Source organism: Vibrio sp. 99-8-1 (assembly GCF_013114595.1).
Classification (GTDB): Bacteria; Pseudomonadota; Gammaproteobacteria; order Enterobacterales; family Vibrionaceae; genus Vibrio.
In genome coordinates, this window is record NZ_VTXE01000018.1 from 48549 (window position 1) to 64915 (window position 16367).

Consider the following 16367-nt stretch of genomic DNA (forward strand, 5'->3'; position numbering starts at 1 on the left):
CCTGCCCGGGCGCTTCTTCGCCCTTTCAGTAACGTTGGGTAACGGATAAGTATTACCCGATGCATATTAGCTTACTTATTAGTAACGCTTCGTGTCAATTACTTTTTGGTAACGCGTGTTTTTGGGGTACAAAAAAACCGCTCGAATAAGCGGTTTTGGGAGGTGTAGATTTGTTTGGTGTTTGAGGAGTTACCTTAGCTTCCACTTTGCATCGATAACAACGCCAACTATTTTACAATCGCCATTAATAGGGATTGGTTTATACATTGGATCTGGATTGAGAGGTTTTAGAAACTTTTGCCCAACATCGATAACGAGCTGTTTGAATGTTGCCTCATTCACACTTTTTAGCTTTGCGACCACATAGCTTTGATTGATTGCTTCAACTTCTGGATCAATCAGGATGTACATCCCATCAGGAAAGCTGATTCCGGATAGTGTGGACATAGAATCCCCTACAACTTTGAGCCAAAATGCATTATCACTCGCTTTTTCTGTTGTAAGTAAATACTCATCAATTTCATGACGTTGGTATGGTTCCACCGCTTCAGCCCAAGTACCTGCGGTCACGGCACTGATTACGGGGTACTTGTTTTTGATTTCTATTGATTCAGGTACTTCAGATACATTGCTAAAATCAAATTCAGGTGGAGGTGCGATACTGTTTGGATCAAAATCTGGATGATCAAATGCTCCTTGCGGTAATCTAAAACCTGTATTAATAAGCTCTACCATTTTCTCTGAAATAGGTTTTTTCCCTGGATTACCAGCAGACATAAGCATTCGTGAAACATACGATGGGCTGCGATCAATTCTTCTTGCTACTTCCGCAATTTTCCCACCACATAACTCATCTTTTAATTTAATTAGATTTAATCTACGAACTTCATATCTATCCATAACTACCTGTTTTAATTCGGCTTATCTTTTATGTACTTGATAATTCTACCACTTATTACCAATAGGTAAATGTTCTAAGGGGAACGTTAATGGTTGATTTAATGCTTACCAATAAGTAACATCAAATGAGAGGTAACGATTATGATTGCATTAAGAAACTACTTAAAAACACTACCATCAGATGAAAAACATGAATTTAGTGACAAATGCGGAACAACAACTAACTACTTGAGAAAGGCTGTTTCTATTAATCAGCTTCTTAATCCGATCGTTTGCTCTCTAATAGAAACCCACTCATGTGGGGCGGTAACAAGAGAGGAGTTACGGCCTGATGACTGGCATATTATTTGGCCAGAACTTAAGGGCCGAACATCGATTAATTAATTCAGTTACTTAAAAGATAGCTGTACTGATTATGCAGTGCAATTGATTTGCTAGGTAATTTTGATCAATGAGGGCGTGTTGCACCCACGCGAAACAATAACCTGCGAGCACCTGGAGAACGAATGATGATTACGTAAATGCTGGTAGATAACGGTACATTTTGGAGACAAGAAAAAACCGCACCCGAGGGCGCGGCCAGTCTCGCTCGTCCAAAAAAAACTGTTAGCACCAGTTTTGGACTGGCGACCTCAATTCACCCGTTTAAGCGGGAGGGCGCTTTGCGTCCTGAGAACCGAGGTTATTCACTAAGGAACCCTGTAAGTATATGCATTACTGGGGTAGGAGACAAATTATGGTGAAGGTTTTCGCATTGATTAAGAAAAGCCACATCACAATTATCAAAGTAGGAGGAATATAATGCTCTTGTTGAATAAAGTTGCTATTGATAATTTTGCTGGCTGCGGCGGTGTAGACTCGCACATCATTCGGTATACGAGTCTAGAGGGAATCTCTCTAGTGGGCGTGATGCTCGGTTGTTGGAGTAATATTTACATTCAGAACGTGCATAACACGATGAACAGTATCCCAACGGGGTTGAACTTTGCCATTAAAAGAACGATAAAGGCTCTCTCTGTTAAGCCCAGCAGCTTCTGCAACGTCGGCAGTACCATGTTTTTTAACCAAGTAGCCGAGTGCTTCAACAAAGACTCTTGGATCTTCATCGTTAAAACAGTCACGAAGAAACTCGTTGATCTCTTCTTGTGTATCCATGAAATCAAATGGATTGTAAGGGTATGTTTTTTCGCCCATGGTTTATTCCTCCAAGTTTCTCAGTATTTCCTTCGCTTTTTGGATATCTTCTTGTTGAGTGCCTTTATGGCCGCCATTAACCAGAATAATGACTTTTCCGTTGCGAACGGTGAAATACACTCGATACCCTTTAGAGATGAAAATGCGCATTTCAAGCACTTCCTCTCCAACATTTTTGACGTCTCCAAAATTACCCAAACTAGCGCGAATGATTCTTCGTTCAATCGCACTGATAGCTTGCCTGTCTTTGAGTTTCGACATCCATTTAATAAAGGTTTCAGTTCTTCTGATTTTGTATTTCATGGCTACATTGTAGCCTATGGGCGACAAGTCCGCAATCAACCTGTAGTGCTTATAAATAGGGAGGCCATATGAGTAGAATCATTTTTTCAAAGGCATATAGCAGTAGTCCTGAGACTCCATTACAAAAACTCATACTGCTGTATTTGGCAATGGAATGCGGTGAATCGGTGTGTTTTTCGCTTAGCCGCGAGAAACTAAACATGATTGCTGAGTTTGCTGTTGTTGAATTAGAAGAGGCTGAGTTAAACATACAAAGGCTTAAGCAGTTGGGCTACATCATTCCTACTCAAGCCCCATATGGCAATGAGAAGTGGTGGACGTTTAATTTCAATGCGCGAGCGGCTGTTCAAATTGCAGCTAAGGAGAGCGGCAATGAATAGTGTTTCAGAACGCTCCATGCTTAGAGCTATCCACCATCCGGCAAAGTCCACAATAGTACCGAACTTTTTTGGCAGAATTTGTAATGGTAATTACAACAGAGCTGTGGTTTTAGAATTATTGATGAATTCAATCTCAGAGGATACTCAATCTGATTGGGTGCTGTTAAAGACAGTAATGATTGCTAAGTCATTATCTATGAGTGAAAAACAGGTATCTCATGCAGTTAAGGGGCTTGTTAGTGACTTAGGAGGGATAGTCGAAACGTCAGTTATTGGTTTAAAGAGAGAGAACGGGCATACGGTGACTCCTAAGAAGCACTTTCGGATCAACTTTGATGTTCTTAATGAACGTTATGACATTGAGAGGAGAGGTTATCGTGACTAGTTATACTCGAAAGATGACTCATGCTTTCAATGTAAAAGAGGCTGAAGAGTATGGTGTTGAAGCTGCAATAGTATTGAACAGTATTCGATGGTGGTTAGAAAAGAATCTAGCGGAAGAACGTAATATCAAAGATGGTTATGTATGGACTTATAACACGGTTAAAGAATTGCGTATTTACTTTCCTTATTGGTCAGAAAAAAAAGTTCAAAGACTGATGAAAAAAATGGCCGATGATGGAGCAATTATCAGTCGTTCTTTGAATGAGAATCCCTATGATCAGACGCGTTGGTATACGCTTTCTGAATTTTGTCTAAAAAAGGACGAAAATCAACCAAAAAATGACGTAAGTGATTGTAATTCTAGAAAAGACAATTCTGAACAATCGATAAGTCAAAATTGTCCTATGCAATCCTCAAAAGTGTCCAATCTAGGAAGGACAAAAATGTCCATTCTAGGAAGGACAGATCTGTCTTTTGATCTCTACCAAGATCTAACACATGATCTAACACAGTTAAAAAAATATATAAAAAAGGATTTCGACAAAGATTATCTCGAGCGGGCTTATCTGACATTTTGGCAGGCAGGGTTAAACCAAACCAATACGGTTCAAGCCGAAAAACTGTTCCATCAACTTTGGCAAGATTTGGATAAAGAACCAATGGAGTTTGCTCAGTTTCTCAGAGAGGACATCGAGAAGCGGCTTAGCCTAAATCAATATGGTTTTGAACGGCTTCACCCTGCAACGTATCTCAAGAACAAACGTTGGCTTGATGAGTACATAGTATTTCGAAAGGGGCGAAAGGTGAGCCTGACACCGCTGCAGCTTCAGATTGACTCTACGCAAGAGCGCCTTTGTCAGTTGCAAGCCAGGCGTAAATCGGAACAACAGAGTTTGGAACTCCATGAGCGAGGAGGTACAGCATCGCTGGTGGCTTTGGATTCTTTTCGAAACAGCATAAAAAACATCGACGGTCAAATTGCTGATACCATGCAACGGCTAACTCGTCTAAGAACCGATAACGGAGGTCTCTCTTGAATTCGCTAGATTTTGACCGGGTATTGGATTTTGTAGTGTACGAATATTTTGTGAAATGGTGGCTACGTTGTTGTTTTGCATAGAAACTTGGTGGTAGTGATATGGCGAGATTAGGTATGACAAAAACAGAGCAATTAATTGAAATACTGGAAATGAAATTTCCAGAAGGTTCTCCTCGAAGAGTAATTGGACGAATACTGATAACTAGCGAGGAGCGAGTATCCATTCGAAATTTGGTTGATATGACAGGTTTATCTACGGGATCAGTAACTAGTGCCGTAGAGACATTTCGGCGAATATTTGTTGTAAATACAGTTGTCATTGATAAGTTGCAGTACCACACTATCCAGGCATCTGATAGTGCTGAAGTAATTGATATTCCAGATTTAGTGAATAAATCCTTAATGTATAATTCGCCAGATGGCTACAATACAAATGGGTATTTTAAGGGCATTGGTTATGGCTCAATCCAGTTGTAGGTGATGGGTTTGTTAATTGCTAAAGCGCAGCCGCTAATTGACATGGGAGTGACTGTTCTACAGACAGGCCCTAATACCCGAAAGACGCATGAGCTGGTGAAAGAAGGCCGTGTATTACTGCAGGTAATTCCAGATGATTTGAATGATGTACCGGATGGATTTCTTACTAACATTCAGATTGATAGGCCGAAGGTAAAACATCCACTGAAGGCTGACTTGTCGTTGGTACCGTTCTTTAGTCATGCGGATGTTGCTAGCAAGTTTGGTGATATAGAACATTTGGTTAGTTTTATTGGTCGGTGTCAGGCTTACGATGGGGATTATTGCCACCAGCAGTTAGTCACAGCCAAAGTAGGAATGAGCGCAGTTCGTCTTTGTTGGCATCATGACAACAAGCTAAATCCAGAACAGTTGGAAAAGACGGCGAATAGAAATCTTGTTGCAATTAGGGTAGGGATAATTGGTAGTCAGTTGGGCTTTGATAAGAATCACGCACTTACCTATGCAGAGCTTTGCTGGTGGGCGGTTAGAAATGATGTTTATCAGCACTTGCCTAGCTCAATTCTCGATGCACAGTTTGGAGTGGAAGAAACCAGAAAAAGAAATGGCGTTAATGGCCATAAAGAAACGAACGCCAGATACAGCAATGCGGACCCACTGGAAGAGCTTAAGCGATTATCTAAGCCGGTATTAAAACTGGAAGTGAATGATGATCCTCCATTGGCGTATATGCGTAAACCAAAACCAATGACCTGGTATTGTGAGAAATATTTAGCATTTGTTAGGACGTTACCGTGTGTTGTAACTGGTGAGAAAACATCTGAAATGGTCACAGTATGTGCTCATCACTTAATTGGTCATGGTGAAGGAAAAATGGCAGGCAAGGCCCATGATTTGTTTGTATTTCCAATTAGAACGGATGAGCACACAAAACTACATGACAACCCTAGGCAATGGGAACGCAGATACGGTAGTCAGCTGCTGCACGTTAAAAATACAATAAGTAAGGCTTTAATGTTGGGGGCAATTGAATGAGTTCAGTTTTTGATTCTGCGTTAGATGCATTGATACAAAGTAAATCGTCCAAAAGAGGGCTTAAGTACAGTAAAGCGGATTCTTCACCGACAAGAGTAGAACGTGAAGCTCCTGAGCAAAAAGCGCTGGTGGATTGGGCCAATGTCACCACAATCGCGGGTTATCGCATAGGTGAATACCTCACTCATGTTCCCAACGAAGGAAAGCGAGGTCCGTTGGCTCAAAAGCAGTTTAAAGAGCTGGGTGGTAAGGCAGGCTATCCAGACCTAATACTTGATATCCCAACTAAGAAGTATCACGGCCTACGTATTGAGATGAAGCCACCACGTCAATACCGAAGCAAGTTATCGCCAGCTCAAAAAGAATGGCAGGAACGCTTGAATAAAGTTGGATACCTGGCTGTGGTTTGTTATGGGCTTGAGGAGGCTAGGAGTGTGATAGGAGCCTATTTAGACTCTAGCGATTAATTTTACTATATGAATATTGATCATTAACACCTACTCATAAAAAAGTTATATTGTTGTTTTATAATGAACTAAGTGAATATAAGAATGAAATTAAAGCAGTTGGCGTTATTTTTTTTATTAGCACTGATGGCATCCAAGTCGATGGGCAATACTTCAAAGGACATATGTAATAGCTTGAAGCCAGAGGTAAGTGTGTTGCAGGAACAACTCCCCATCCGGATTGATTATGTAACATCTTTAATTGGTGTTCAGGCTATATATTTAAGTTCTACTTGTTTAATTAATTATAATTATCTTGTAGATACTGAAGTCTATGTGAAAGATGTTTCCAAGCATGCGGGCCTCACCATGGAAGAGAGTATCGAGTGGCTTAAAACGGATGAAGCTTACGCATCGATGAAAGAGAACTTTACAGTGGTGGCAACTGGGGCTGTAGATTCAACAATGACTGAGTTGAAAAAATATAAGGGAATAAAAATCCTTTTTAACTATAGTTTTGATGATTTATCTATAACTCCAGTTATAGCAACAGGTTTTGATTCAACTGGAGAGAAATGATATTTCTTAGATTGGAATTTCAGCCCTCTACTGAGTCTGATAGCTATCTGTGCTGGGCTAAGAAAAGGAGAAAATAGGCATGGACTTGTCATAGGTGCTGTGTTTATAACCAGTGTGTGATAAATTGGTTATAAGTTAGCTTGTTCAACGAGAGGTATATATGGCAAAAAGTAGAAGTGAACGATTAGGCGATTATTACGCTAATCGTTCACATATTGTTGGTTCTGAAGCGTGGTTAACAGACGAAGAGTTGGCAGTAAAGGAACGCATTGAAGAGCGAGAAAATCCAAATCACCCCAATAACTCTCCTGAGGCTAAAGCCGCTAGAGAAAGGTATATAGATGAGTTGCTAGGTAAACCAGTGAAGCTGTATGAGAATATTAGGGGTTGAGGTTGAATGTTTGTTATTGGTTTCACAATAGAAGAAACAGTGTCTAAATACATTACTGCATCGAGACTTTCTGTTGCAGTTAAAGCTTAAGCCTTGCATTAACTAAGGCTGGTCAAATTATAGGGTGTTATACTATTAAAAAGTAAGCTGAAATACGCGGAAAGAACTAAAATTAAAGTTGATAAAAGTTTTAAGGGGTTGAAAACTCTATGAGTATGGATTTGCTTGCGAGAAACAAATATCTAACGAGTCATGACTTCTACCGAGATCTTATTGATTTCTTGGTGCAAGAAGCTAAGAGCGATATCGGATATTTCCATTTCTACTCTTATACTAACGAAGAAATCGTATTAAATGTTTGGTCGACCTCTGTTTTAGAGCATTGCCATTCCAGTCATGAAACCCACTACCCACTATCATCTGCAGGCATATGGGCAGATAGTATAAGAACTAAAAAGCCCGTAATACACAACGACTATGATGAAAATTATTCTAAGGGTGACTCTTTACCAAAAGGTCACATAAAACTAACCCATCACTTCAGTCTTCCCGTAATCCAAAACAATGACGTAGTTGCAGTCATTGGTATAGGCAACAACAACACACCATACACTCATGATTTCGTAAATCAGTTTTACAGTATGATTAATGCCATATGGCCTCAGGTACAAATAAAGGCAAGTAAGATCGAATCTGGATTTGCTAAAAATCAGCTAGAGTTTGATTCTTCTACCCCGATCACGATTATGACTAATATGCTAGGCGCAATATCTCACGCACTTGAAATTCGTGATGAGTACACTTCCTCTCACCAGCGTAATGTCGCTCATATATGCGGTCTTATAGCTGATAAGCTTTCACTAGAAGGCTCAGTTAAAGAAGGGCTAGTAATTGGAGCATTGGTTCATGATATCGGGAAAATCACGATTCCGTCTCAAATATTAAATAAGCCTGGGAAGCTCATGCCAGAAGAGTACAAGTTACTCCAAAGTCATGCAGAAGTAGGAGTAAAGATTTTTAACAAAGTATTTTTTCCTTGGCCAATCGTTGACATGATCGAACAGCATCATGAAAGGTTGGATGGCTCAGGCTATCCAAACGGAATCAAAAGAAATGAAATTTTGCTTGAGGCTCGGATTATAGCTGTTGCAGATACCTTCGATGCTATGGCTAGTGACCGCCCATATAGAAAGGCTGTTGGAGCTGCGAAAGCTATAGATGTACTACAACAAGGTCGAAATAAACTATACGACCCCTATGTAGTGGACGCTTTTTTTAAGTGCTACGAAGAAGATGAGACTTTAGGTAGGTTGTATACACCTGTTAATTTTTAATAAAAATCTGGTATGTGAACTAATCCGTTCCATCCTAATTTAGTAATATAACTGTAAGCGCTTAATTCTCGACATCATTCCCATTTAAACCCAAGCCCTGATAATGACAACAGTCATTATCTATGGAGGCTTTTATGTCATCTCTACAACAAACTTGGCAGCATCGTGTCGAGGCATCTGCCTTTGGTGTGGATATCGGGGTCTATTAGGAATAAACAATCACATAACATGTGCATATATCGAAGGTTCCAAGATACTTTTTCTGATGTGATATGATTTAGTAGAGCTAACGCATTTCTGTCTAGAGGTGAGTTTAATCAGAAGCTTATTTCCAAATTCATGCCCAATTCCGTACAGCGAGAATATGGCTACCACCCTTGTCACATTTTCCTAAATTTCAATTCTGTAGCATCTGGTTTCTACATGAAATCGGGTGCTCGCAATTACTCATTTCATTAAGCCTACCTGTGCAAGGGTAGGCTCTTTCTTTAAGCGATACTCTTGAATACGTAAGGAAAACGGAAATGGGGACTTCGATAGAGCTTCTTACTCGTTTGCATTCAGCAAAAACGGTCAACTGGGAAAGTGTTTCTGGCCGCAGTAGTTTAACTGCCGATGTAATAAACGGAGCCATTGCATTAGCTGAGAAGAACAACACGATTGGTTCTTATATTGTCAAAGCCAAATATCTGGATGATATTCAGGCATTACAAAAACTAAATGCGATATTAAATAAGCTGGTGGATGATGAAAACATTCCACCCAGAATCCGTCCTGCACTGGCTGATTTGATTTATCGTGTACTTTTGGAGAAGCCGTTAAAGCCACAGTATCGCCGAGTAATTTCAGCTTGGAGTCGATATGGTAATCGAGCTAATCGCTCTCAGAAAATCATCTCTGATTATCAAAAAGCAATTAAGTCACTAAAAAATGCCAAGAAGATTAAGGTAACAGAAAAAGAGCGCGAACAAGTACAGGTACAGATTGATTTACTAAAAAGAAGAGCTGATTCAGAGCGAAATCAATTGAGAAAATACGCTGAAGAAAAAGCACTGTCGACGATCGCTTGCCCCAGATGCAGAACAGTAGGTTCTCATCGTGGTGGAACATGCGGCACTTGTGATGGCAAAGGAGTGTTCAAACAAAGCTCAGAGCATATGTACAATCATTTCCGTCATTGTGATGTCAGAGTGTCCAAGTCTCAATTTATTGAAGATATTTACCCTATGATTGAGCGTACGCTAAATGAGTTGTATAGCCGAGAATCAGATGTCATTAAAGCTATTGATAAAAACCTTGCTTTAGAGCGTATGGTATAGGGTGACATTTGCGATAATCCCATAACTGGGGTAAATTTACCTCAAGATGGAAAGCTGACTTTAACGAGTCGGCTTTTTTTGTGCCTCACCTTTTTAGGTGGGGCTTTTTCGTTTTAGGGGTAATAACAATGCCAGACAAGGCTAACTCATATTTATCTTATTCAAGTGCTTGGATATTTACCGGGTTTGGTGCGCTGACTTTACAAGATTGGGTAAGCATTATCGGCCTGATATTTGTGGGGCTCACGTACTTCAATAATCGGCAACATAAAAAGAAAGTATTGAAAGAGTTAAAGAGACAAGGCTTAGCGGAAGAGAACTATGAAAAAATTAGCAGTTAAAACTGTATGTTCAGTGGCCGCAGTACTGGCCGTTGTATTTGGTATGAATGCTGACCTTGTTACTAGTCAGCGTGGGTTAGAGCATATTGCCAACCTAGAAGGGTGCAGAACACAAGCTTATCAGTGCAGTGCTAATAAATGGACCAATGGACTGGGCCATACTTCAGGCGTTTCAGAAGGTGATACGGTAACCATTGAAGAGGTGGCAACTAACTATGTAGAGGATGTGAAAGCTGCTGAACAGGTTGTGATATCCAATCTTAAGGTAGATGTCACCAATGCTCAGTTTGATGTACTAGTAAGCTTTGTTTTTAATCTTGGCCAGGGGAACTTTAAACGTTCTACATTGCTGAAGAAGTTTAATCATGGTGATGCTACCGGCGCTTGTCAGGAGTTTACTCGTTGGGTGTACGTGAATGGTAAAGATTGCCGCATCGATACGAGTAATTGTTCAGGGATAGTGAAGCGACGAGTAATAGAGCGGGATGTTTGTTTGAACGGGTGGCCACAGTAATGATGTTTCTAAGTAAGATAAAAACATTCTTTGTCATCGGCTTTATTGTCCTACTCGGCATTAGTTTGCTTGGGAACTGGTACGTTGTTGGCCAACTAGAAACGGAAAAGGAAAGGAGCGCGACTCTTTCTGCTGATCTACTAACTGCTAATACTGCAGCAACAAATCTTGCATCAACAATCGAAGCGTTAGAAAAGGAAAAAATAGCGGCTCAAGATAGAGCTGACGACTTTGCGCGTATGCGAAGTGAAAATGAAAAAGCGCAAGCTAATGTGATTACTGTATTTAAAGATAGGATTCAATATGAACCGTGTGCTGATACTCCTTTGCCTGATGATATTGACTGGTTGTGGGACAACTCCGAAACAAACGACGATAGTTCAGTATCAAGACCGCGAAATTAAACCATCTGCATCTCTACTTACTGAATGCCAACGTCCTTTTGACTCAAAACCTTTAACTTATGGTGAAGCAGCAAGTCGTGATCAAGTATGGTTGTGTGCTTGGGAACGCTGCGCCTGGCGAATAATGACATTAAGAAAGCAGTATGGTTATTCCGTGAACTATCAACCTCTTTGTGTCCTAGAGCCTGAGCAGACTAAGTAGTATTCGGTTAATACATGTCAAAACGAAAAGTGTATGACTGGGTGGCTCTTCAACAGGAGTATATTCAGGCATTCAATGCAACATCAATAACACTCTCAAAGTGGTGTCGTCAAAAAGGCATCAACCCTAACTCAGCAAGAAAACACATCCGATCCCAAAAAAACGAAACTGATCCGAAATGTGATCCGAAAGTAGTGGGAGGCGAGATAGGGCAAGGCGTTGAGGCGGGTAGAACGTGTTCGGATCGGGTAGTGGAAAATGTTCCCATGATGGCCGTTGGTGATGGGGCAATTGTTACTCCTTTTGTGGTTGGGAATAAGTACGCTGAGAAACATGGTGGGTACAGTGAGATTATCGATGCACAGCATTTTGCTAAGGCGTTGGATATACCGGTTAATAGTCTAGAAGCTGAGATTGTTTTTATGCGCTCGAAGTTGTTTCAAATATTTGAAAGCAAAGCCTCGGTTCAAAAACGATTAGCTGAGGTTATTGGCACTGACAAAACCGATGCTCTTGAATCATTGATGAATATGCAAACTGCTCTAGATGAATCTGAAGAACGAATTACCGCTCGCATAGAGTCATTACAAAAAACGGCAAAGAACAATGAGTCTATGACGATGTTGGACCCACTTAAGGCAGTCAAACTACAAACTTCAGCTGAGAAAGATAAAGCTCAGACAGATGCGGCCAAAGTAATGATTAGAGAGAAGAGTCAACGACTGGATATCCAAGAGAAAGGTGGGCAGGTTGTTTATGAAATTAATTGGTAGTAGCCAATTAATTGATATTGCCGTGTCTAATTTTCTCTTAAGTATATAGATTCATCATGCGAATAAAATATATAGCTTCACCAACATTTAAGACAAAGGTGCATAGGCTTAGACCACTTGTGACTGCAATTCGTGGTCCTATTGGCTCTGGAAAATCTGTAGGGTGCGTAATGCACATGAAGAAGATTGCCATGGAGCAGGAGCCAAATGAGGATGGTGTTCGTAAAACTCGTTGGGTCTGTATTCGTAATACCTATCCTGATTTAAAAGGTACGGTGATTAAAACCTTTCAGGATTGGTTGCCGCAAAGCATCTGCCCCATTGTCTACGATGCCCCTATACGGGCCATGTGGAAACAGCATCACCCAGACGGAAAGACTCGCATTGAATGCGAGTTTTTCTTTTTGAGCCTAGATAAACCTAAAGACATTTCAAAACTCATGTCCTTGGAATGTACCGGTGTCTGGATTAACGAAGCGCAGTTTATGCCTAAGGCTATTGTGCTTGAAGCGTTATCTAGAGCTGGACGTTATCCATCTATGCGAGATGGTGGCCCTACCTGGTATGGCATGATTATGGATACCAACTCACCTGATGATGATCATTGGTGGTATGACTTTGAAGAAGGTATCGATGAAGAAACAGGTAAGCGGCTATGTCCCGATAACTGGGAATTTGTTGTTCAGCCTGCCGGTATCACGGAGATATCTGGAATACCCGAAGGGGCGTTGTCAAAAGACCAACGAGAAATGATTCGAAAAGGATTGTTTGTTGATTATCTCGGTAAACGATTTGTCGCCAATCCTGATGCTGAGAATGTCGCTAACCATAAGAACGGTTTTGGTTATTGGTTAGAGAAGGTTCAAGGGCAGACGCTTAACTGGATTCGGTCACGGATGTGCAATGTATTTGCGACAGTCGCGGATGGAAAACCAGTGTTTGGGGACTCATTTAATCGTGAGATTCATGTTTCAGCAAATAAGCTGCTTCCGGTTAAAGGGTGGACCACATTAGTCGGTCTAGATTTTGGTTTAACACCTGCAGCTACATTCATTCAAATATCTCCTGTCGGGCAAGTTCGAGTTATTGACGAAGTTGTATCTGAGTCTATGGGTATTGAACGCTTTGCAGAAGAGCAGCTAAAACCGTTGATTGCATCTAAATATCAAGGCTGTGATGTTAAGTTCTTTGGTGATCCTGCTGGCGTTCAACGAGCTCAAACCAATGAAACTACCTGCTTTGAGATATTGGAGGAGGCTGGATTCGATGTGCAGCCAGCTCATAGCAATGTGATTACCGCTCGCCTTGAAGCTGTTCGTTACTTCCTCCACCGGCTTATTGGTCGTGGGCAACCTCAGATAGTTATCAGCCCACATTGTCGTCAACTTATTAAAGGTATGGAGACTGGTTATCAATACAAGCGAATGAATGTATCTGGTCAGGAGAAGTACAGCGATAAGCCTGACAAAAACATGTATTCACATCTTAACGATTCATTTCAGTACGTTTGTCTTGCGGCAATGCCTCAATTGCACCGTGAAAACGTCATTAAACAAGCATCCACTGGGCATAAAGCTCTCAATACAACTACAGGTTACTAATTCATGGAACAGCAATCAGAAGACAATTCCCTCGTTTCTGCGATGGAAGGGTTCGGTAATACGTTACTAAGACTACTTCAAACCCAGCTAGATGAACGACGTCCAATAGAAGAGCGTTGGGTAGAAGAAATGCGCCGGTACAAAAGTAAGTACGAAGACCAGGTGTATACCAATGCCAAAGAGCAAAAGCTGTCATCTGTGTTCGTTGGCTACACTCGTAGTAAAACGGATTCTTGGGTTGCCCAGATGACCGACATGCTCTATCCCGCTGATGATAAGAATTATGGGATATTGCCTACGCCGGTACCAGAGCTGGATAAAGAACTAGAACAAGATCCTGATTTGCAAGGTGATGCTGCTGCTCTCGCAAAAGCAGAAAAAGATGAAGCAGTCGCCATTGCGAACGCTATGGAAACACAGATAGATGACCAATTGCTGGAATGTGACTTTGCTACTGAAGGTCGTTGGATGCTGCATTATTCTGGTGTGCTAGGTACCGGTATTATTCGAGCTCCCGAAGTACAAGTGAAGTCAGAGGCGAAGTGGGCGCCAGTTGAGCATACCCAAAGTGGGGAATGGGCCGCTCAAATTGGCTATAAGCAAATACCCGTAGCTCGATGTGTTATGCCGTGGGACTTTGTGCCTGATATGAGTGCGACAAACCTAGATGATGCAGAGTTTGTGTTTGAACGTTCTTATGTAAATAAAAAATCGTTACGGTCAATGCTCAATGATGAGTCCAAAGAAAAAACCAATATCGTCAAGCTACTGAAGCAGGAACCTAAATCTACCCATGCACATACTGGTGATGTGTTGGGTTATGTAAATCAGCTTCGTATGATGACAGGGCTGCAGCCAACGTATAAAGAATCTCGATATGAGATGTGGGTGTATCACGGTCCAATTCCTCATATGGTGCTGGTTGAAGCAGGATTATTGGAGCCAGATGAACTGTCGGATGTAATGGAAATGGATGGTGTGGTCCACTTTGCAGGTGACGGGACGGTTGTTTCAGTAAATCTCAATCCATTTGATACTGAAGACTGGCCATATTCGGTTTACTGTTGCGAACCCGATGTATCGTGCATTTTTGGTTATGGTATCCCTCATCTTTGTAAAGATTCTCAAGACATTCTTAATACCGCCTGGCGTTCAATGTTAGATAACGGTGTCACGACAGTAGGTGATCAAATAGTAGTAAATAAATCAGTGCTGCAGCCTGCCGATGGTAACTGGGAATTTTCACCTAGAAAGGTATGGCAAACCACCGACTCCACTAAAAATATGGCGACCTTTGAAGCGCAAAAAGCGTTTGGGGTATTTAGCTTTCAATCACGACAACAAGAGTTTGCTAATGTGATATCTATGGCTAAATCGTTTATGGATGAAGAGTCTGGTCTTCCTATGATTTCGCAAGGCGAACAAGGACAAGTAACGCCAACATTAGGCGGTATGTCTATGTTGATGAATGCCGCAAATGCTGTACGTCGTCGACAGGTTAAGGAGTTTGATGATGCCGTAACGAAACCATTAATCAGCCGATTTTATGCCTGGAACATGCAGTTCAATCCTAGACCTGAAATTAAAGGAGATATGAACGTAGTAGCCAGAGGTACCAGTGCGTTGTTGGTTAAAGAGATGCAAACCGCTCAGATAATCGAAATGTTTGATAGGTTCTCAGGTCATCCGAATTTAGCACCAGCGTTTGATTGGTATAAGGGCGTTGAGTCGCTGGTGAAATCAATGAGTCTTGGTGTTCAGACAATGCTAAAACCTAAATCAGAATATGATCAGGTGATTAAGCAGCAACAAGAGCAGGCGCAAAATCAGCCGCAAGACCCAACCATTGTTAAGGCGCAAATGGATCTAGAGCTACAGCAGCTTAAACACCAGCAGTCTATGGAGCTTGAGCGACTGAAATCAGAAATGGATATGCAGGTTGAACAGCTTAAGATGCAAGGTAATGTTCAAACTCAAGAGCAGCGAAACCAAGAGATTATTATGAAGTATGAGCTGGAGCTGGCGAAACTAACCCAGCAGAAAGAAATCAAGCTTTATGAGCTATCTCAGCAAGACAAATGGAACACAGAAAAACTGGTGACAGAACTTAGGAAGCTGCGTTCGCAGCAAGAACTGGATATGAATAAATTTGTTAGTGAGCTGAAGCTTAAGCAGATGCCTGTTTCCAATCCGACGAGCAATTATGGGTTGGAGTAGTGCTTTATATGTTTCACAGTCCATTAACTAAATTCAAGCCAGATCCAGATTTAATTTGACTTGAATTTAGATTTATTAGCTAATGATAAACTTGATAGACGAAGAGTATTACCTTCTAGAGAAAACTATAAGCCCATTAAGCATTCACCATAATATTGTGATGGAATTAGCTTACCAAAACTGACAGTATTTCGACTATGAACTGATTCTCCCGAATCGATCACTATCGTTGTGGACATTACGTTTTTAACGCCAGTAACTTCCAAGAATGTTAGTTGCTCATCTGTACCGGTAGATATAACTTCTGCACTACCATTATTACCTAGTATATATGATTGGCCTGTTTTCTTATCGATGAGAAACTTTAAGTTGAAGTTTGACTCTGTTTTATGTAAACCGTCTGGTTGTGCGAATTCAGTATAAGTGCAGTCTATAGTAATAGTATCAGCGAGAGCTAATGAGGGGAGGAGTGCTAACAAAGCGATTAACTTTTTCATTTTTTACCTTAAAAACAACTCATATTTAAAGGCCAAG

General features: G+C 41.0%; 21 protein-coding genes. 17 read left to right on the forward strand and 4 right to left on the reverse strand.

The genetic code is table 11. The features are described 5' to 3' along the window. Positions 1-189: 189 nt before the first annotated feature. On the reverse strand, positions 190-900 hold the full coding sequence (locus F0227_RS11860) for a S24 family peptidase (RefSeq protein WP_171753417.1): 711 nt from the start codon (positions 898-900) through the stop codon (positions 190-192). 141 nt (positions 901-1041) lie between these two features. On the opposite strand from F0227_RS11860, the gene F0227_RS11865 reads away from it, so the two are divergent. Then, a complete protein-coding gene (locus F0227_RS11865) occupies positions 1042-1284 on the forward strand; it encodes a YdaS family helix-turn-helix protein (RefSeq protein WP_171753418.1) in 243 nt (80 codons plus the stop codon). A 513-nt stretch (positions 1285-1797) separates the two neighbouring features. On the opposite strand, the gene F0227_RS11870 is transcribed toward F0227_RS11865, so the two are convergent. Both F0227_RS11870 and F0227_RS11875 read right to left on the reverse strand, forming a co-directional pair. Further along, positions 1798-2094, reverse strand: a complete 297-nt coding sequence (locus F0227_RS11870; RefSeq protein WP_171753419.1) for an addiction module antidote protein — start codon at positions 2092-2094, stop codon at positions 1798-1800. 3 nt (positions 2095-2097) lie between these two features. Next, entirely contained in the window at positions 2098-2397 is a 300-nt protein-coding gene (locus F0227_RS11875) for a type II toxin-antitoxin system RelE/ParE family toxin (RefSeq protein WP_171753420.1), read from the reverse strand. A gap of 68 nt (positions 2398-2465) precedes the next feature. Between F0227_RS11875 and F0227_RS11880 the strand changes: the two genes are divergently transcribed. The 16 genes from F0227_RS11880 to F0227_RS11955 all read left to right on the forward strand — a co-directional run bounded on the left by F0227_RS11880 (position 2466) and on the right by F0227_RS11955 (position 15833). Then, positions 2466-2777, forward strand: a complete 312-nt coding sequence (locus F0227_RS11880) for a hypothetical protein (protein ID WP_171753421.1) — start codon at positions 2466-2468, stop codon at positions 2775-2777. After that, the gene (locus tag F0227_RS11885; protein WP_171753422.1) at positions 2770-3162 is read left to right on the forward strand and encodes a hypothetical protein; all 393 of its coding nucleotides are present in this window, start codon (positions 2770-2772) and stop codon (positions 3160-3162) included. The genes F0227_RS11880 and F0227_RS11885 overlap by 8 nt, the downstream gene beginning before the upstream one ends. Further along, positions 3155-4198 (forward strand): hypothetical protein, encoded by a 1044-nt coding sequence (locus F0227_RS11890; protein ID WP_171753423.1) that lies wholly within the window; start codon positions 3155-3157, stop codon positions 4196-4198. The genes F0227_RS11885 and F0227_RS11890 overlap by 8 nt, the downstream gene beginning before the upstream one ends. A gap of 101 nt (positions 4199-4299) precedes the next feature. Beyond that, complete coding sequence (locus F0227_RS11895; protein ID WP_171753424.1) at positions 4300-4677, forward strand: hypothetical protein; 378 nt, start codon at positions 4300-4302, stop codon at positions 4675-4677. Between the two features lie 9 nt (positions 4678-4686). Then, positions 4687-5712: a DUF968 domain-containing protein gene (locus F0227_RS11900; RefSeq protein WP_253822085.1), complete on the forward strand. Its 1026-nt coding sequence runs from the start codon at positions 4687-4689 to the stop codon at positions 5710-5712. Further along, complete coding sequence (locus F0227_RS11905; RefSeq protein ID WP_171753426.1) at positions 5709-6179, forward strand: VRR-NUC domain-containing protein; 471 nt, start codon at positions 5709-5711, stop codon at positions 6177-6179. The genes F0227_RS11900 and F0227_RS11905 overlap by 4 nt, the downstream gene beginning before the upstream one ends. 84 nt (positions 6180-6263) lie before the next feature. Continuing rightward, positions 6264-6737, forward strand: coding sequence for a hypothetical protein (locus F0227_RS11910; protein WP_171753427.1), 474 nt, complete (start codon positions 6264-6266; stop codon positions 6735-6737). A 160-nt stretch (positions 6738-6897) separates the two neighbouring features. Continuing rightward, positions 6898-7128 (forward strand): hypothetical protein, encoded by a 231-nt coding sequence (locus tag F0227_RS11915; RefSeq protein ID WP_171753428.1) that lies wholly within the window; start codon positions 6898-6900, stop codon positions 7126-7128. Positions 7129-7337: 209 nt separating this feature from the next. Then, complete coding sequence (locus F0227_RS11920) at positions 7338-8462, forward strand: HD domain-containing phosphohydrolase (protein WP_171753429.1); 1125 nt, start codon at positions 7338-7340, stop codon at positions 8460-8462. A gap of 524 nt (positions 8463-8986) precedes the next feature. Then, entirely contained in the window at positions 8987-9781 is a 795-nt protein-coding gene (locus F0227_RS11925) for a TIGR02642 family protein (RefSeq protein ID WP_171753430.1), read from the forward strand. Positions 9782-9909: 128 nt separating this feature from the next. After that, positions 9910-10122, forward strand: coding sequence for an HP1 family phage holin (locus tag F0227_RS11930; RefSeq protein ID WP_171753431.1), 213 nt, complete (start codon positions 9910-9912; stop codon positions 10120-10122). Next, entirely contained in the window at positions 10103-10636 is a 534-nt protein-coding gene (locus F0227_RS11935) for a lysozyme (RefSeq protein ID WP_171753432.1), read from the forward strand. Before F0227_RS11930 ends, F0227_RS11935 begins: the two co-directional genes overlap by 20 nt. Next, the gene (locus tag F0227_RS11940; RefSeq protein WP_171753433.1) at positions 10636-11040 is read left to right on the forward strand and encodes a hypothetical protein; all 405 of its coding nucleotides are present in this window, start codon (positions 10636-10638) and stop codon (positions 11038-11040) included. Before F0227_RS11935 ends, F0227_RS11940 begins: the two co-directional genes overlap by 1 nt. Positions 11041-11256: 216 nt before the next feature. Beyond that, on the forward strand, positions 11257-12015 hold the full coding sequence (locus tag F0227_RS11945; protein WP_171753434.1) for a hypothetical protein: 759 nt from the start codon (positions 11257-11259) through the stop codon (positions 12013-12015). Positions 12016-12191: 176 nt separating this feature from the next. After that, positions 12192-13616, forward strand: a complete 1425-nt coding sequence (locus F0227_RS11950; RefSeq protein WP_216613403.1) for a TerL — start codon at positions 12192-12194, stop codon at positions 13614-13616. A 3-nt stretch (positions 13617-13619) separates the two neighbouring features. Continuing rightward, positions 13620-15833, forward strand: coding sequence for a hypothetical protein (locus F0227_RS11955; RefSeq protein WP_216613404.1), 2214 nt, complete (start codon positions 13620-13622; stop codon positions 15831-15833). 125 nt (positions 15834-15958) lie between these two features. Here the strand turns inward: F0227_RS11955 and F0227_RS11960 are convergent, their stop codons facing one another. Further along, on the reverse strand, positions 15959-16330 hold the full coding sequence (locus F0227_RS11960) for a hypothetical protein (protein WP_171753436.1): 372 nt from the start codon (positions 16328-16330) through the stop codon (positions 15959-15961). Between the last annotated feature and the right edge of the window lie 37 nt (positions 16331-16367).

Bases quoted from the DNA above. Each gene is read 5' to 3' on its own strand.
- F0227_RS11860 (WP_171753417.1), bottom strand. From the start codon at position 900: ATGGATAGATATGAAGTTCGTAGATTAAATCTAATTAAATTAAAAGAT.
- F0227_RS11865 (WP_171753418.1), top strand. From the start codon at position 1,042: ATGATTGCATTAAGAAACTACTTAAAAACACTACCATCAGATGAAAAA.
- F0227_RS11870 (WP_171753419.1), bottom strand. From the start codon at position 2,094: ATGGGCGAAAAAACATACCCTTACAATCCATTTGATTTCATGGATACA.
- F0227_RS11875 (WP_171753420.1), bottom strand. From the start codon at position 2,397: ATGAAATACAAAATCAGAAGAACTGAAACCTTTATTAAATGGATGTCG.
- F0227_RS11880 (WP_171753421.1), top strand. From the start codon at position 2,466: ATGAGTAGAATCATTTTTTCAAAGGCATATAGCAGTAGTCCTGAGACT.
- F0227_RS11885 (WP_171753422.1), top strand. From the start codon at position 2,770: ATGAATAGTGTTTCAGAACGCTCCATGCTTAGAGCTATCCACCATCCG.
- F0227_RS11895 (WP_171753424.1), top strand. From the start codon at position 4,300: ATGGCGAGATTAGGTATGACAAAAACAGAGCAATTAATTGAAATACTG.
- F0227_RS11905 (WP_171753426.1), top strand. From the start codon at position 5,709: ATGAGTTCAGTTTTTGATTCTGCGTTAGATGCATTGATACAAAGTAAA.
- F0227_RS11910 (WP_171753427.1), top strand. From the start codon at position 6,264: ATGAAATTAAAGCAGTTGGCGTTATTTTTTTTATTAGCACTGATGGCA.
- F0227_RS11915 (WP_171753428.1), top strand. From the start codon at position 6,898: ATGGCAAAAAGTAGAAGTGAACGATTAGGCGATTATTACGCTAATCGT.
- F0227_RS11920 (WP_171753429.1), top strand. From the start codon at position 7,338: ATGAGTATGGATTTGCTTGCGAGAAACAAATATCTAACGAGTCATGAC.
- F0227_RS11925 (WP_171753430.1), top strand. From the start codon at position 8,987: ATGGGGACTTCGATAGAGCTTCTTACTCGTTTGCATTCAGCAAAAACG.
- F0227_RS11930 (WP_171753431.1), top strand. From the start codon at position 9,910: ATGCCAGACAAGGCTAACTCATATTTATCTTATTCAAGTGCTTGGATA.
- F0227_RS11935 (WP_171753432.1), top strand. From the start codon at position 10,103: ATGAAAAAATTAGCAGTTAAAACTGTATGTTCAGTGGCCGCAGTACTG.
- F0227_RS11940 (WP_171753433.1), top strand. From the start codon at position 10,636: ATGATGTTTCTAAGTAAGATAAAAACATTCTTTGTCATCGGCTTTATT.
- F0227_RS11945 (WP_171753434.1), top strand. From the start codon at position 11,257: ATGTCAAAACGAAAAGTGTATGACTGGGTGGCTCTTCAACAGGAGTAT.
- F0227_RS11950 (WP_216613403.1), top strand. From the start codon at position 12,192: ATGAAGAAGATTGCCATGGAGCAGGAGCCAAATGAGGATGGTGTTCGT.
- F0227_RS11955 (WP_216613404.1), top strand. From the start codon at position 13,620: ATGGAACAGCAATCAGAAGACAATTCCCTCGTTTCTGCGATGGAAGGG.
- F0227_RS11960 (WP_171753436.1), bottom strand. From the start codon at position 16,330: ATGAAAAAGTTAATCGCTTTGTTAGCACTCCTCCCCTCATTAGCTCTC.